Below are 13,364 nucleotides of genomic sequence, written 5' to 3'. Positions count from 1 at the left end.
CCAACGCGCTCACGGCCGAAACTGCAAAATCCGATCATCACCCGCACGCGCACTCCCCCGGCCATCCCGATTGCTCGTCGAGAACCACAGCGTGCCATCCGGCGCCGGAACGACCGTGCGGAGCCGCCCATACCGGCCAACGAACAACGGAACCGGGGCACCGAGTGAACCGTCACCGGCGACGGGAATCTGAAACAGTCGCTCGCCTCGCAGCGCCGCGACCCACAGTGAGCCACCGAAGTAGGCCAAACCGGAGGGCGACGCCTCATCGGTGCCCCACTCGATCACCGGGTCCTCCAAACCCTCAGTGCCGGCGCGCCCTTCGGCCATCGGCCAGCCGTAGTTGGCACCCGACTGGATCAAGTTGAGCTCATCGACCCGATTCGCGCCGTACTCCGTGGCCCACAGTCGGCCGGCGGAGTCCCATGCCAACCCTTGGATGTTGCGATGGCCGTATGACCACACCGGTGACGCCGGGTCCGGATTGTCCGACGGTACCGAGCCATCGGGATTGATGCGAAGTATCTTGCCGCCCAACGATGCTCGATCTTGGGCGAGCTGTGGATCGCCAACTTCGCCCGTCGCGACATACAGCTTGCCGTCCGGGCCGAACGCGATTCGTCCGCCGTCGTGGCGGGAACCCGCGGGAATGCCGGTGAGAATCGGCGATTGAGCACTCAACGTCCCATCGTCGAAGCGCATCTGCACCACCCGGTTGTCCTCACCGGTCGTCAAATAGGCGTAGACAGTCGAACCCGCGGTCGCGAGCCCGAGCAGACCTCCCTCGCCACGCGCCGCCACACCGGCGACGGAGCCAACGTCGCGAACCACACCAGCCGTCAGATGCTTGATCGCGGCACTATCCCGCTCAGCGATCAACGCACTGCCATCGGGCAGAAACGCGATACCCCACGGCACATCAAGATTCGTCGCGATCTCGGCTAGTCCGCCAGCAGGTTCACCGCGCGACTCGACGTCGTTGCCGCACGCGATCACCAACATCACGGTGCAGGCAACCGCGACCACCGCACGGGCTAAAGATCTGCGGACAGCCACACAGGCAGTATGACCCCGAGACGCGTCACATCGCGTGCAATGCGCGCTCCCGGTCGGGAACCACGAACGACGCCCCCGTGCGCACGGCGGCGCAGGTCCGCGTCACGTACGGCAGCTCCCGAAAATCCGCACGCAGTTCGTCGGCGGAAATGCGCACACGGATGTAGCCGCGCCGGTCGGCGAAGTACCGGATGTGCGGATTCTCCGCACGGACCGCGGCGCGCGTATCGGCTGACCCATCGCCGCCGGAGCTGATCGAGGTGGTGACGAGCTCGGTCGCGACCGTCGACCCGGACCGGTCCCGCACCTCGGCGGCCCAGTGAGAATGGATGTCGCCGGTGAGGACGACGGCGTTGCGCACGGGTGAGTCGATGAGCCCCGCGACGATGCGGTCGCGGTTGGCCGCATAGCCGTCCCAGGCATCGGGGTTGACGCCACGACCGGGGCCTGGCGTCAGATCCACCTGTGAGAAGAAGACCTGTTGCCCAAGCACGTCCCAGCGTGGCCGGGATTGCCGAAAACCGTTGAGCAGCCAGCGTTCCTGCGCATCACCGGTGAGAGACCGAGCCGAATCCAGACCAGTTGAACAGTCAGAGATCCTGTCACCACACGCCTGATCGGTGCGGTATTGACGGGTGTCGAGCATGTGGAACGTCGCGAGCGCGCCCCAGTGCACGCGCCGGTAGAGCTGCATGTCGGCACCGTGCGGCAACGACGACCGGCGCAGCGGCATGTTCTCGTAGTACGCCCGCAGCGCCGCGGCTCGGCGGCCCAGGAACCCGGCCTGCGGTTTGGCGGGCACGTCGCCGGCCCAGTTGTCGGCCAGCTCGTGGTCGTCGAACACCACGAGCCATGGCGCCGACGCGTGCGCAGCCTGCAGATCCGAATCGGTCTTGTACTGCGCATGACGCTGGCGGTAGTTCGCGAGCGTCATGGTCTCGGGCCCGACGTGGCGCCGCACACCGCCATCGCGGGCGGCATACTCGTACTGGTAATCGCCAAGGTGGACAACGAGATCGGGATGTTCCTCGACAAGCCTGCGATAAGCCGTGAACCAGCCCTGCTCGTAGTTCGAGCAGGAAGCAACACACAGGCTCAGCGGCGCAAGCGATCCGGGCTCGGGTGCAGTGTGGGTACGCCCGGCCGGTGACAGGTGCCCGGCCGTGCGAAATCGGTAGAAATAGTCACGGCCGGGGCGTAAGCCGGCCAGCTCAACGTGCACGCTGTGCGCGTATTCCGGTGCAGCTGTCGCTATTCCGCGTTGCGCGATGTGGGTGAACCGCTCGTCGGCAGCCACCTCCCATTCCACGTCAACGGCCCGTGCCGGCATACCGCCGAGCCCGTCATCGGCAAGGGGGTCGGGAGCCAGCCGCGTCCAGATCACCACGCCATCGGAACTCGGCTCACCTGAGGCGACACCGAGCGTGAAGGGGTCTCTGGAACGGAGCCGACGATCGGCGGTGAAGCCTGCGAGGGGCAGCGCCGCCAATGCCACCGCGCCCCTGAGTACGGTGCGACGAGACAGCGACACGGCGAAGTGTCTGCGCCACACGTTGCGCGCCGGTGACGCGGAGCCATACGGTGCCCCGCCGTCGCGATGCGATCACGCAAACAGATAGTGCTCCGCCCGCAGTTGGGGTTCACCCGACCATCGATATGCCATGAGCGACCCGCCCTTCACCGCACTGAAGTCGACACACGCCGTGCGGGCGGTCCAGTCGATGCCAAGCTTCGGTGGGCCCTGCCGCCAGTAATGCCCATAGAACACAGGAGTGTCGCCGGTGTAGACGTAGGACCGCTCGTCGGCGGGTACCTCGATCTCCGGCAAGGATGGATACGGCCGGCCGTCGAGGCCCTGAAAATTGGACCCGATCTCGGCGAGATCGCGCAAGGTTACGGCGCGATCGTTCCACCACCGGAGCCGGGCACTATCCCGTTGATGGCCGTCTTTGTCGACATAGGGCGGTTGAGCATGCTGGACCAAACTTATCTCCGGCCCCTTCAACAGAACCTCGACCGCCTCGTAAAGCGGCTCACCCTTGGTCGACGCGATCACGAATTGATCTTCGGAACCGAAGCGGCTCGAACCAAACTCCTGCTCAACGACTTTCATCGAAGGTTCATGCCAGCAGGCATGGACGACACGGATACCGCCAAGGTCTAACCACAACGGTAGGCATGTGAACCACTCGAGATAGCGAGCCCGCTCGTCGCCGGTCACCTGAGCGAGAAACGCCTGATGCTGCCGACGGTTCTTGTCGTTGTGCGGGCGCAGGTGCTCGCCGTCTGCCCGCGGATCCGGCAGAGCGAAACAGATCGCGTTGAACTCGTGGTTGCCCATGACGATCTGCGCAGTTCCGCTGTCCACCATGGATTTGACGATGCGAAGCACGCGCAGTTGCTGCGGGCCACGGTCGATCAGGTAGCCGACGAATACCGCCTGGCGGGCCGGATGGGCATACACACCGGCTACCAACCGATACCCGAGCTTGGCCAGCAGGCTCTCGAGTTGATCGGCACACCCGTGAACATCGCCGATGATGTCGAAGCCGTCCACAATCAGATGATCGCATCCGGCTCCGACCATCCGTGCGATCTACGGGCACTCCTCGGTGTCGATCCGGACCACGCCGAAGTCGATCTCGGTGGTGGTCGTGAAGCTCATACCGGGCGGCGGAGTCGAACTACAGACCTGCCAGTTGCGGTCACTGATCTGTGCCCGTCCCTGGCCGGTGAGATCGGTCGACGTGCTCAGCCACACCTGCCCTCGCGTCAGAGACTGAATCGCGTCTTGTGCACCCTGCAGGTCCATACCGATCAAGTTCGGCATCGTCCATGACGGGTCCGCCGCTGCGATCGGACTCGTTGCCATGGTCAAGCCACTCACCACTGCCGCGACCACCGCTCCATACACGCCGGCTCTCATGATTTCCTCCATCGTCGTTTGAGTGAACCGCGAATCGTCGCATCAGGTACCGACAACCGACGAAATAGGTGATTCGAGGTGGTCACATGGCGTGCGAGGATGACCCCCGTGACGGGGGTACGGCGCGCGGTTTCTGCTATCAGCGGTGGATTTGCCGCTGCAACACTGCTCGCAGCCATCGCCCTTGCCGCCTGGAGTCGACTGGGCGCACGCCGAGCTCCGCGGGACAGCGATTGGTTCTACGACACCACACGGTCCATCACGTGGGGCAATGCGACGCCCACTGTGCTGGCTGTCGTCACCACGGTCATCGCGGTGGTGCTTCTGATTCTGCTGGGCCTCACGATGTTCGGCCGGCGTCCTCGGCGTTGGTTGGTACCGGCCGTCGCACTCGTCGCTGTTCTGATCATCGGATTCTGCAGCAGAGGGCTGCCTACTTTCTATCGCTCCGTGATGACCGAGTACCCCGTGAGCTCGGCGGTTCCTGTCGGTGTCGCAGCTTGGGCACTCGCCGGCCTTGGAGCGATCGCGGTCCTCATCGCCGCCGTCGCCACGTCCGGTGAATCGTTGTCCCGCAAACCACTGGTAGCGGTCGGTTTGATCCTGGGCCTCGTCACGGGATTCGTCGCGACATCGATCGCAGTCAAGGCAGGTAACGACGCCCGGTATATCGCGTTGACGACCGCTGATCCCACCGAGATACCCGCCATGCCAACGAGTTTCGGTGCTAGACAATTCACGATCCAGCTATCGGACTCACCCGTCATCGATTCGCAGACCGACTGGATGCTCCGCCCGGCAGGCGCAGGCTTCGTAGTGCTGACCAGGGGTGAAGTTGTGGCATACGCGTCGAACGGGAAAGCCCGATGGAAATACGAGCGCACGGGCCCCGGCGACAATTCAGTAAACGCCTTGGAGGTCTTCGACGGCGGCCGCACGGTGGTGCTCTATTCCGAGCATCAGACTGTGGCCCTTGATGCCGTGACCGGTCAGACTCTCTGGGCAGAAGCGAGCCCGCCGCTCAGCGTCAATGCGGGCTCCCTGTGGGCCTTGGGCAGCTATGTACCCCGGCAGTTTCCGATCTCCCGCGACTCACGAAACGGGCGGTGGAACGGTTTCGATGCTCGCACCGGACAACAACTTTGGACTTTCGACGAACCCGACAAAAGCTGCCAGCCCGCCTACGGTGAATCCGCACGTCACGCCGTCGGTGTCTACGCGTGCGAAGGCCGCCGCGTTCGACTGATGAGCATCGATCCGGTCACCGGTACACCGGACTGGGACATCGAGCTGCCCGGCCCCCAACCAGCCGCCGATGAGCGCAACAGCGTCTCGATCAGACCGGCTGGCACCGGCGTTGCCGTGACCATCGAGGAAAGCACCTTCGTCGTCGACGTCGACAACCACAACGTCTCTGCCCTGCAACCGGGCCAGCAGGTAGCGGCCACGCAGAACTCGAGCGGTGCTTTTCTTGTGACGCTCAGCCCTTACCCCTTCAGGTACGAGCTGCGTCGAATGGACGGCAGCGTGGAATGTCGGCTGCCACCCGACACGCACGTTGGCAAGACTATGGCGCCATTGACCAACAGCCCTGATCTCGAGTACGTCGTCCTGCAGGACCAGATAGTGCTCGATAACACTGGCGGCCCCGCAAAAGTGCCGAATGAAATCCAGGTGTTCGATCGCGCCGATTGTGCCAGGGCTGACCAACTTCCCGGCGTCGTGACGATCGGATTGCTCTCGGCACCTGGCGTGACGCTGGTCTTACGGGTTGACCGCGCCGGCGCCTTCGTCGACGGGTTCCAATAGCAGCGCACCAGTACGCGAACAGTTGGTGTACGTATCACCCGTGATATCGCGTTTCGAAAGCATGTACCACTTCTCCTGCGGATACGGAGGTGACTGATGTGGCGAATGTGACCAACACCCAAAGCCGAAATCACCGCACGAAGGACCCCGCGAGCGCACCTAGGATCAGAAACAGACCTGAGGAGACCGCGGAGTGCACCGACGCCATGGATGACGACGTGATCGCGCGCCTGCGCCGCGGCATATCCGAGATCGAATCCACCGGCACAGTCGACAAGGACGCGGCCGCCGCCGCGCGCAAGGCCCGCAGGGATTTGCCGCCGCCACAACTCATTCCGAGGACCTACCCGGGATTGCCCGAAGGCGACGACTGGATGGGCAACGTACCGGCCAAATACCGGCACGGCGAGAACGGATTCGACCGGCGCCTGATGGAAGACCTCGCAAACGCCGGATTCCGTTGCTACACATTCAAATCCCCGATCGCACCGCCCCGAAAGCCATCCCCATCGCAATCGACTGGCTCGAGCACCTGGAAGAAAGAGTCCCCGGGCCGGAGACCCACCACCGCGACGTCCTGCGCTGTCGGCTGATCCACCGTCTCCACGATTCGGCGGCCCGTGGCAACCAACGCGCCATCGATGTGGTGACCACCCAGATCCGGCGCCAACCGCCGCGCTCCACCGCGTCAGCCGGCATGGCCGGGCAGGTGCTGGCCCGCATCGCGACGGCTCGACATTTCGACGAGATTGTCGAGTTGTTCAACGAACTCGATGACGACAGCAGCGACAAGTTCTTCCTGACCGCCTACTTCGGCAAGGTCAAGACCACGCAGTCGCGTGACATCGTTCTGCCGTACCTCGACCACTGGGCCGTGATCGTGATCCCCGCGCTCATCAAGATGAAGGCCACCGGGGTGCGCCACCTGATCGAGCCGCACCTGAGGAACAGTTGGCCACCGACCCGAACATATGCGCGACGAGCGATGGAGCGGCTCACCTAGCCGGAGCCCTTGAAAACGCAAGTATCGCGCGCACTTTCACAACGACCCCACAGCCACGCCAAACCGATCAGCGCGTGTACTACCCGGACAATGGGTGCGAGGAGTAAGGTCCGAGAACGACGTATGAAGAAGCGGTACGTCAGTTCAGCTAGCCGATCCGACGTCATACGGGGCGGAAATTGACTGATACTTCACGCGAAACGAAAACCGCAACAACGTTCATCGGAGCCCGTCCCGGCGAACGACACGGGTCGACGGCCGATGAGGTCCGCTCCCATTACGACCTGTCGAACGAGTTCTTCCGGCTGTGGCAAGACCCCACGCAGACCTACAGCTGTGCCTACTTCGAGCGCGACGACATGACGCTCGAAGAAGCCCAGATGGCGAAAGTCGATCTGGCACTGGGCAAGCTGGGCCTGCAACCTGGCATGACTTTGCTCGACATCGGTTGCGGCTGGGGTTCGACGATCATGCGCGCGGTCGAAAAATACGACGTCAACGTCATCGGGCTGACGCTTTCGCACAATCAGCTCGCGCACATCGAACAGCGCTTCGCCGAGTCTGACAGCAAGCGTAGCAAAGAGGTGCGGCTGCAACCGTGGGAGGAGTTCGACGAGCCGGTTGACCGCATCGTGTCGATCGGCGCGTTCGAGCACTTCGGCTTCGAAAAGTACGACTATTACTTCAAGAAGACCTATGAGCTGATGCCCGACGACGGCGTGATGCTGCTGCACACGATCGTCTCCACGAGCAAAGAAGAAGTGGCCGAGATGGGGCTGCCGACGACGATGTCGCTCATGCGGTTCTTCAAGTTCATCGTCACCGAGATCTACCCGGGCGGCCGGATCCCGCTGATCAAGATGGTCGAGGACTCCGCCGTCGGCGCGGGCTTCCACGTCACGCGCAAACAGCGCCTACGCCCGCACTATGTGAAAACGCTCGACACCTGGGCAGCCAACCTGGAAGCCAAGAAGGACGAGGCCATCGCGATCACCTCCGAAGAGGTCTACGAGCGCTATTTGAAGTACCTGACCGGTTGCGCGGACCTGTTCCGCAAGGGCTACACCGACGTATGCCAGTTCACCTGCGAGAAGACGGTATAGCTCAGAGGGAGGTCACCGCACATGGCTAACGGGGGGACGGCCGAGATGCGGCCGTATTTCGAGGACGTGCAAGCCCACTACGACCTCTCCGACGAGTTCTTCGGGCTGTTTCAAGATCCGTCACGCACCTATAGTTGCGCGTTCTACGAGCGCGACGACATGACGCTCGAAGAAGCGCAGATGGCCAAGATCGACCTGGCCCTCGACAAGCTGGGTCTACAGCCGGGTATGACGCTTCTCGACGTCGGCTGCGGCTGGGGTGCGCTGATGAAACGCGCAATGGAGAAGTACGACGTCAATGTCATCGGTCTGACGTTGAGCAACAATCAATACGAATTCTGCCAAAGCCTTTTGGAGCAAACCGGCTCAGACCGTCAACACCTCGTGCACCTGAAGGGCTGGGAGCAGTTCGACGATCCCGTGGACCGTATCGTCAGCATCGAGGCGTTCGAGGCCTTCGGGAAGTCGCGCTATGCGGCGTTTTTCGACATGGCGCATCGGGTGATGCCCGCCGATGGGCGCATGGTGATCGAGACGATCTTCACCCATCCGATCAACTACTGGCGTGAGCACGGCATCCCGGTGACGTTGACCGACATGAAGTTCATGCGGTTCATCGGCAAAGAGATCTTCCCGGGCGGGCAGTTGCCGTCCGACGTCGACATGGTCGAATTCTCGGACAAAGCAGGCTTTTCCACCGACGAGACGCAGCTCATGAACGAGCACTACGTCCGCACGCTCGACACCTGGGCGGAAAACCTGACGGCCCGCCGCGACGAGGCGATCGCCACGACGTCGCAGGAGGTCTTTGACCGCTATATGCACTACCTCACCGGCTGCGCGGACTTCTTCCGGCGCGGCATCTCCGAAGTCGCCCAGTTCACGTTCAACAAGCGAAATCAGTAGGCGCCGAAGGCCAAGACCACGTTGTGCCCGCCGAACCCGAAAGAGTTGCTGATCGCATAGCGGTAATTGCCGCGGCGTGGCTCGTCGGCCACCACGTCCAGGTCGATCTCGGGATCGCGGTTCTTGAGGTTGAGTGTGGCCGGTATGACCTGATCGCGTAGCGACTGCACCGTCACCACAGCCTCGATTGCTCCGGCCGAGCCCAACGAATGCCCCAACGCGGCTTTGGGCGCATACACCGCGGGTGCGTGGCTGCCGAGCGCCGTGTGGAGCGCGCGGGCTTCGGCCTTGTCGCCGGCGAGCGTCCCGGTCGCGTGGGCGTTGACGTAGTCGATGTCGGCAGGCGTGATTCCGGCGAGCTGGATGGCGCGGCTGATGGCGTCGCTGGCCAGCTCCCCCTCCGGGTCGGGTTCGACGAGGTCATAGCAATCCGACGTGATGCCGACGCCCATGAGCCGGGCCAGTATTGGCGCGCCGCGTGCCTTGGCGTGCTCCTCGGTTTCGATGAGCATCAGCGCGCCGCCTTCGCCGAACACCATGCCGTCGCGGTCCTTGTCGAACGGGCGGCACGCGGCCGCCGGGTCGTCGTTGTAGGTCGACATCATGCCCATCTGCAGGAATGCCGCGACGGGCACGGCCTCGATCCACGTCTCGACGCCACCGCAGATCGCGATATCGGCGTCGCCGAGGATGATCTCGCGCCACGCATGCGCGATGGCCGCAGCGCCCGAAGCGTCGGCCATCAGCGGAGAGATGATGCCCGCCTTGGCCTTACGTTCCAATCCGACCGCGGCGGCCGGCGCGTTGGGCATGTACTTCTGGATCGCGGTCGGCGGTACCGCGCGCAGGCCCTTCTCCTGCCAGGTGTCGTACTGAAGAACGATCTCCTCGGTTGTGCCCAGCGCCAGCCCGATCGAGACGAGCAACCGCGTGGTATCGATGTCGGGAGATCCGGCGCTTTCCCAGAGCCGCCGGCCGAGCACCGTCGACATCTGCTCCATATACGAAAGCCTGCGGCGCTCAACGCGGCTCAACGTCTGATCGAAGCTCTCGGTGAGCTGGCCGCCGATCCGCACCGGCGATTCGAACTCCGTCACGAATGACTTGTCGAGGGTGCGGATACCGCTCCGCCCCTCGAGCAGCAGCTGCCACGTCTCCTCCGCCTGCGGCGCAAGCGAAGTGGTCGAGGTGACCGCGGTAACGACGACGTCGGCCAATCCATCGCCGGTGGTCTTCGCAACCATGATTTGTGCTCTCGTCTCTCCGTTCATGAGCCATCTGTTGCGGTGACAGTTTCCACTTTAGGACTGCACAGCCCGGCTTAGGTCGGATTCGTCAGCCGAGAACAGCAGCCGGTGCAGCGATGCCGCACCGACCACGAGTTCGCGTGATCGTCTACCCAGATCGGCATCGCGTGAAACCAATGTGGCGCGGACCGAGTCCCAGTCCCGACCGGCGCGTAGCTGGGGCATCAGCGCACGTAGCGGGGCAATCCGATACCCCGCCTGCCGCAGCTGGTGGACGATCCGTACGTCGCGCACATCCACCGGCGCGTACCGCCGGACGCCGCCCGCGGCGCGGCCCGGACGGACAAGCCCCTCGAACTCCCAGTGCCGCAACGTCGACACTCGAATCCCCAACGCCCGGGCCAGCTCTGAGATCGACATCGAATCGGCAGCCACGGCATCGTCGACCGGCTCGTCCGTGATGACGCCAACCGCCTCCTGTGCCAGGCGCAGATCCTGGCGCTCGCCGTGCAACCGCGCATGGGCCTCGTCTACCAGCTCGAGCGCGGTAGCGGGCTCATGGTGAACGGCCCGAAGGAGCCGCTTGGCGTCGACCGGTCCGACCGCCACGGCGAACGCCCGGTACGCGGCAGCCGCCTGCACGTGCACGTCTCCGTACACCCGATACCCCGACGCGGTGCGTCGTGCGGCAGGCAGTACACCGTCGCGCTCCAGATTGCGGATCTGCTGCACCGAGTAACCGGTCAGCCGTGAGACATCGGTGGTCCGCAAACCCGAGTTGAGACTTTTCACCTGAAGCTCCAGTACAACGACGTCTAACCCCACATAAGCACATGAATGTGACGCTTGAGCCTATGACGATCCAAGAACTCATCGACCTGATCAGCGCGATGGACGGCGTCCTGGTCCTTCAGCCGCGCGCGGGTGACGGCTCCCCCGAGATCGCGTGGGGCGATGTCTTCTTCTACTACGCGCCCGACGGCGTCGTCCCGCGGACGCAACCATTCGCCACCATCATCACCAAGGACTATCCGGACGACGACTCGTGCCACCTCAACCGGCCCGGCGCATTCCGGCTGAACATCGCCACTGGGTCAGCCGAGACGGCGGAGCCCCAAGACGACGCCGTCATCGTCCACCCTGTCTACGGCCGGCAGGGCTGGGTCGCCATCGTCAACCCCGGACCTCGCACGAGCACTACGGTGATCGAACTGCTCCGGACGGCGCACCGGCGCGCGCAAACACGCCACGCCACCCGGAATCAGGCAGGGCGAGCTTGAAGACGATTCGGACGGTCTGCAGGTACTGCCGGGGCAGCGTCCCGCTGGTGTACGGCACGCCGTATTTCTCGCAGAGCGCGCTGACGCGTTCGCTGATCTGTGCCAGGCGGTTGCTGGGCAAGTCCGGAAACAGGTGGTGCTCGATCTGGTAGCACAAATTGCCGCTTGAAAACGCAAGTATCGGACCGGCTTTGAAGTTCGCCGCGCCGACCATCTGGCGTAAGTACCACTCAGCCTTGGTCTCCTGCTGCAACGTATCGGGAGTGAACTTCTCGGCGCCGTCAGGAAAATGTCCGCAGAAGATCACCACGTACGCCCAGAGATTGCGCAACAGATTGGCGGTCAGGTTCGCGACGAGCGTTCGCCGCCAGCGCCGCCCGCTCAGCGCGGGAAGAATCACGTAGTCCTTGGCGAGTTGTCGGCCGATCTTCGCGCGCAGCGTCCGACGCGCCGCATTCTTGCCTTCCTCGGTGTCCGCTCGATCACGCGCGGAGTAGAAGTCGTGCAGGGCGATGCCCCACTCGAACACCAGTGCCAACAACATATTTCGCAGCGGCTGCACAAGATGCTGCGGCTCCCACTGTTGATCGCGGGTCATGCGCAGTATGCCGAAGCCGAGATCGTCGTCCACGCCGATCACATTGCTGAACACGTGATGGTGGTAGTTGTGCGAGTAGCGCCACTGCGCGGACGGGCCCACCATGTCCCATTCCCAGGTGGTGGAGTGGATCTCGGGATCGTTCATCCAATCCCACTGGCCGTGGCCGACGTTGTGCCCGATCTCCATGTTCTCAACGGATTTCGCGTAGGCCAACGCCGCGGTACCCACCACCCAGCCGGTTTTCGACTTCGTGCCGGCGAGCACAAGCCGCGCCACCACGTCGAGCGTCCGCTGGAACAGGATGGTGCGCCGGATGTAAGCCGCGTCGCGCTCGCCGAGAGTTTCCTCGATGTCGCTGCGGATGGTGTCGAGTTCGGCGCCGAACGCCTCGATCTCGGTAGGACTCAGTTGCGCGTAAGCCGCGATGTCGCTGATTGCCACGTGGTTTCCGTCTGTCGATGTGCGTCGGCAGGTCGGGGCCACCTCGGCGTGAGTCCCCCAGCGTAGGTGCGAACCCGGATCAGTGCCACAACGCGACGACGATGGGCAACACTGGTCTGATGACCGAGCCCACGCCGACCCGTGTCGCGGTTTACCTCGACTTCGACAACATCGTGATCTCCCGGTATGACCAGGTCAACGGCCGCAACTCGTTTCAGCGCGACAAGGCCAAGGGGCTCGAACCGGACAAGCTGGAGCGCTCGACGGTCGACGTGGCCGCCATCCTGGACTTCGCATCGTCGTTCGGAACGCTGGTTCTCACCCGTGCGTACGCCGACTGGTCAGCAGATGTTAATGCGGGGTACCGCCAGCAGTTGGTGGGCAGGGCCGTCGACTTGGTGCAGTTGTTCCCGGCGGCGGCCTACGGCAAGAACGGTGCCGACATCCGGCTCGCGGTCGACGCCGTCGAAGACATGTTCCGTCTCCCCGACCTGACCCACGTGGTGATCGTCGCCGGCGACTCCGACTACATACCGCTCGCCCAACGCTGCAAACGGCTGGGTCGTTATGTGGTGGGCATCGGTGTCGCGGGGGCGTCGAGCCGCGCGCTGGCGGCCGCGTGCGACGAGTTCGTCGTGTACGACTCACTGCCAGGCATTCCCACCGCCACCCCTGAGCCCGAACCGAAACAACCCAAGCGCACCCGCAAGAAAGCCGAGCCCGATCCTCAACACGAGGCCACCGCGCTCCTGCGCCGCGCGCTGCAGATCGGCCTGGAGAAAGACGACGTCGAGTGGCTGCACAACTCGGCGGTCAAGGCGCAGATGAAGCGGATGGACCCGTCGTTCAACGAGAAGTCGTTGGGGTTCAAGTCTTTCAGTGATTTCCTGCGGTCCCGCTCCGACATCGTCGAACTCGATGAAAGTTCGACGACGCGGATGGTCAAGCTGCGAAGTCCGGAATAGCCCGTTCGCAACGGCGCTATCACCGGT

At 63.7% G+C, this 13,364-nt stretch carries 14 protein-coding genes; 7 read left to right on the top strand and 7 right to left on the bottom strand.

What is annotated here, in order from left to right:
• Positions 1–9 precede the first annotated feature (9 nt).
• From AWC31_RS23905 to AWC31_RS23890, 4 genes are all read right to left on the bottom strand, one after another.
• A complete protein-coding gene (locus AWC31_RS23905; RefSeq protein WP_085146434.1) occupies positions 10–1,026 on the bottom strand; it encodes a PQQ-dependent sugar dehydrogenase in 1,017 nt (338 codons plus the stop codon).
• Positions 1,027–1,081: 55 nt separating this feature from the next.
• Positions 1,082–2,587: an alkaline phosphatase D family protein gene (locus AWC31_RS23900; RefSeq protein WP_085146433.1), complete on the bottom strand. Its 1,506-nt coding sequence runs from the start codon at positions 2,585–2,587 to the stop codon at positions 1,082–1,084.
• A gap of 72 nt (positions 2,588–2,659) precedes the next feature.
• Complete coding sequence (locus tag AWC31_RS23895; RefSeq protein WP_085146432.1) at positions 2,660–3,643, bottom strand: metallophosphoesterase; 984 nt, start codon at positions 3,641–3,643, stop codon at positions 2,660–2,662.
• 9 nt (positions 3,644–3,652) lie between these two features.
• On the bottom strand, positions 3,653–3,982 hold the full coding sequence (locus tag AWC31_RS23890; RefSeq protein WP_110775273.1) for a hypothetical protein: 330 nt from the start codon (positions 3,980–3,982) through the stop codon (positions 3,653–3,655).
• A 372-nt stretch (positions 3,983–4,354) separates the two neighbouring features.
• Between AWC31_RS23890 and AWC31_RS23885 the strand changes: the two genes are divergently transcribed.
• The 5 genes from AWC31_RS23885 (at position 4,355) to AWC31_RS23865 (ending at position 8,803) form a co-directional block, all read left to right on the top strand.
• The gene (locus AWC31_RS23885; RefSeq protein ID WP_165766052.1) at positions 4,355–5,791 is read left to right on the top strand and encodes a BamB-related PQQ repeat family beta-propellar protein; all 1,437 of its coding nucleotides are present in this window, start codon (positions 4,355–4,357) and stop codon (positions 5,789–5,791) included.
• 98 nt (positions 5,792–5,889) lie between these two features.
• Positions 5,890–6,384, top strand: coding sequence for a hypothetical protein (locus AWC31_RS23880; protein WP_133060222.1), 495 nt, complete (start codon positions 5,890–5,892; stop codon positions 6,382–6,384).
• 53 nt (positions 6,385–6,437) lie between these two features.
• Positions 6,438–6,794, top strand: coding sequence for a hypothetical protein (locus AWC31_RS23875; protein ID WP_133060221.1), 357 nt, complete (start codon positions 6,438–6,440; stop codon positions 6,792–6,794).
• Between the two features lie 221 nt (positions 6,795–7,015).
• Positions 7,016–7,897, top strand: coding sequence for a cyclopropane mycolic acid synthase family methyltransferase (locus tag AWC31_RS23870; protein ID WP_110775272.1), 882 nt, complete (start codon positions 7,016–7,018; stop codon positions 7,895–7,897).
• Between the two features lie 21 nt (positions 7,898–7,918).
• Positions 7,919–8,803: a cyclopropane mycolic acid synthase family methyltransferase gene (locus AWC31_RS23865; protein WP_085146427.1), complete on the top strand. Its 885-nt coding sequence runs from the start codon at positions 7,919–7,921 to the stop codon at positions 8,801–8,803.
• Here AWC31_RS23865 and AWC31_RS23860 read toward each other — a convergent pair.
• Both AWC31_RS23860 and AWC31_RS23855 read right to left on the bottom strand, forming a co-directional pair.
• The gene (locus tag AWC31_RS23860; RefSeq protein WP_085146426.1) at positions 8,797–10,047 is read right to left on the bottom strand and encodes a KasA/KasB family beta-ketoacyl-ACP synthase; all 1,251 of its coding nucleotides are present in this window, start codon (positions 10,045–10,047) and stop codon (positions 8,797–8,799) included. The two genes, AWC31_RS23865 and AWC31_RS23860, sit on opposite strands and share 7 nt — an antisense overlap.
• Before the next feature lie 57 nt (positions 10,048–10,104).
• Positions 10,105–10,842, bottom strand: coding sequence for a MerR family transcriptional regulator (locus tag AWC31_RS23855; RefSeq protein WP_110775239.1), 738 nt, complete (start codon positions 10,840–10,842; stop codon positions 10,105–10,107).
• A gap of 62 nt (positions 10,843–10,904) precedes the next feature.
• Between AWC31_RS23855 and AWC31_RS23850 the strand changes: the two genes are divergently transcribed.
• Entirely contained in the window at positions 10,905–11,330 is a 426-nt protein-coding gene (locus AWC31_RS23850) for a DUF6194 family protein (RefSeq protein ID WP_085146425.1), read from the top strand.
• Here AWC31_RS23850 and AWC31_RS23845 read toward each other — a convergent pair.
• On the bottom strand, positions 11,248–12,372 hold the full coding sequence (locus AWC31_RS23845; RefSeq protein ID WP_085146424.1) for a fatty acid desaturase family protein: 1,125 nt from the start codon (positions 12,370–12,372) through the stop codon (positions 11,248–11,250). The genes AWC31_RS23850 and AWC31_RS23845 overlap by 83 nt on opposite strands.
• A gap of 119 nt (positions 12,373–12,491) precedes the next feature.
• On the opposite strand from AWC31_RS23845, the gene AWC31_RS23840 reads away from it, so the two are divergent.
• A complete protein-coding gene (locus AWC31_RS23840) occupies positions 12,492–13,337 on the top strand; it encodes an NYN domain-containing protein (protein ID WP_085147261.1) in 846 nt (281 codons plus the stop codon).
• The last annotated feature ends 27 nt before the right edge of the window (positions 13,338–13,364 follow it).

The organism is Mycolicibacterium wolinskyi (genome assembly GCF_002101965.1).
Taxonomy (GTDB): domain Bacteria; phylum Actinomycetota; class Actinomycetes; order Mycobacteriales; family Mycobacteriaceae; genus Mycobacterium; species Mycobacterium wolinskyi.
Note: the sequence above shows the minus strand (reverse complement) of the source record. Positions and strands in the feature narration are given on the sequence as shown.

Coding starts and splice junctions, on each gene's coding strand:
- AWC31_RS23895 (WP_085146432.1), bottom strand. CDS start 3,643: ATGGTCGGAGCCGGATGCGATCATCTGATTGTGGACGGCTTCGACATC.
- AWC31_RS23890 (WP_110775273.1), bottom strand. CDS start 3,982: ATGAGAGCCGGCGTGTATGGAGCGGTGGTCGCGGCAGTGGTGAGTGGC.
- AWC31_RS23865 (WP_085146427.1), top strand. CDS start 7,919: ATGGCTAACGGGGGGACGGCCGAGATGCGGCCGTATTTCGAGGACGTG.
- AWC31_RS23860 (WP_085146426.1), bottom strand. CDS start 10,047: ATGGTTGCGAAGACCACCGGCGATGGATTGGCCGACGTCGTCGTTACC.
- AWC31_RS23850 (WP_085146425.1), top strand. CDS start 10,905: ATGACGATCCAAGAACTCATCGACCTGATCAGCGCGATGGACGGCGTC.
- AWC31_RS23840 (WP_085147261.1), top strand. CDS start 12,492: ATGACCGAGCCCACGCCGACCCGTGTCGCGGTTTACCTCGACTTCGAC.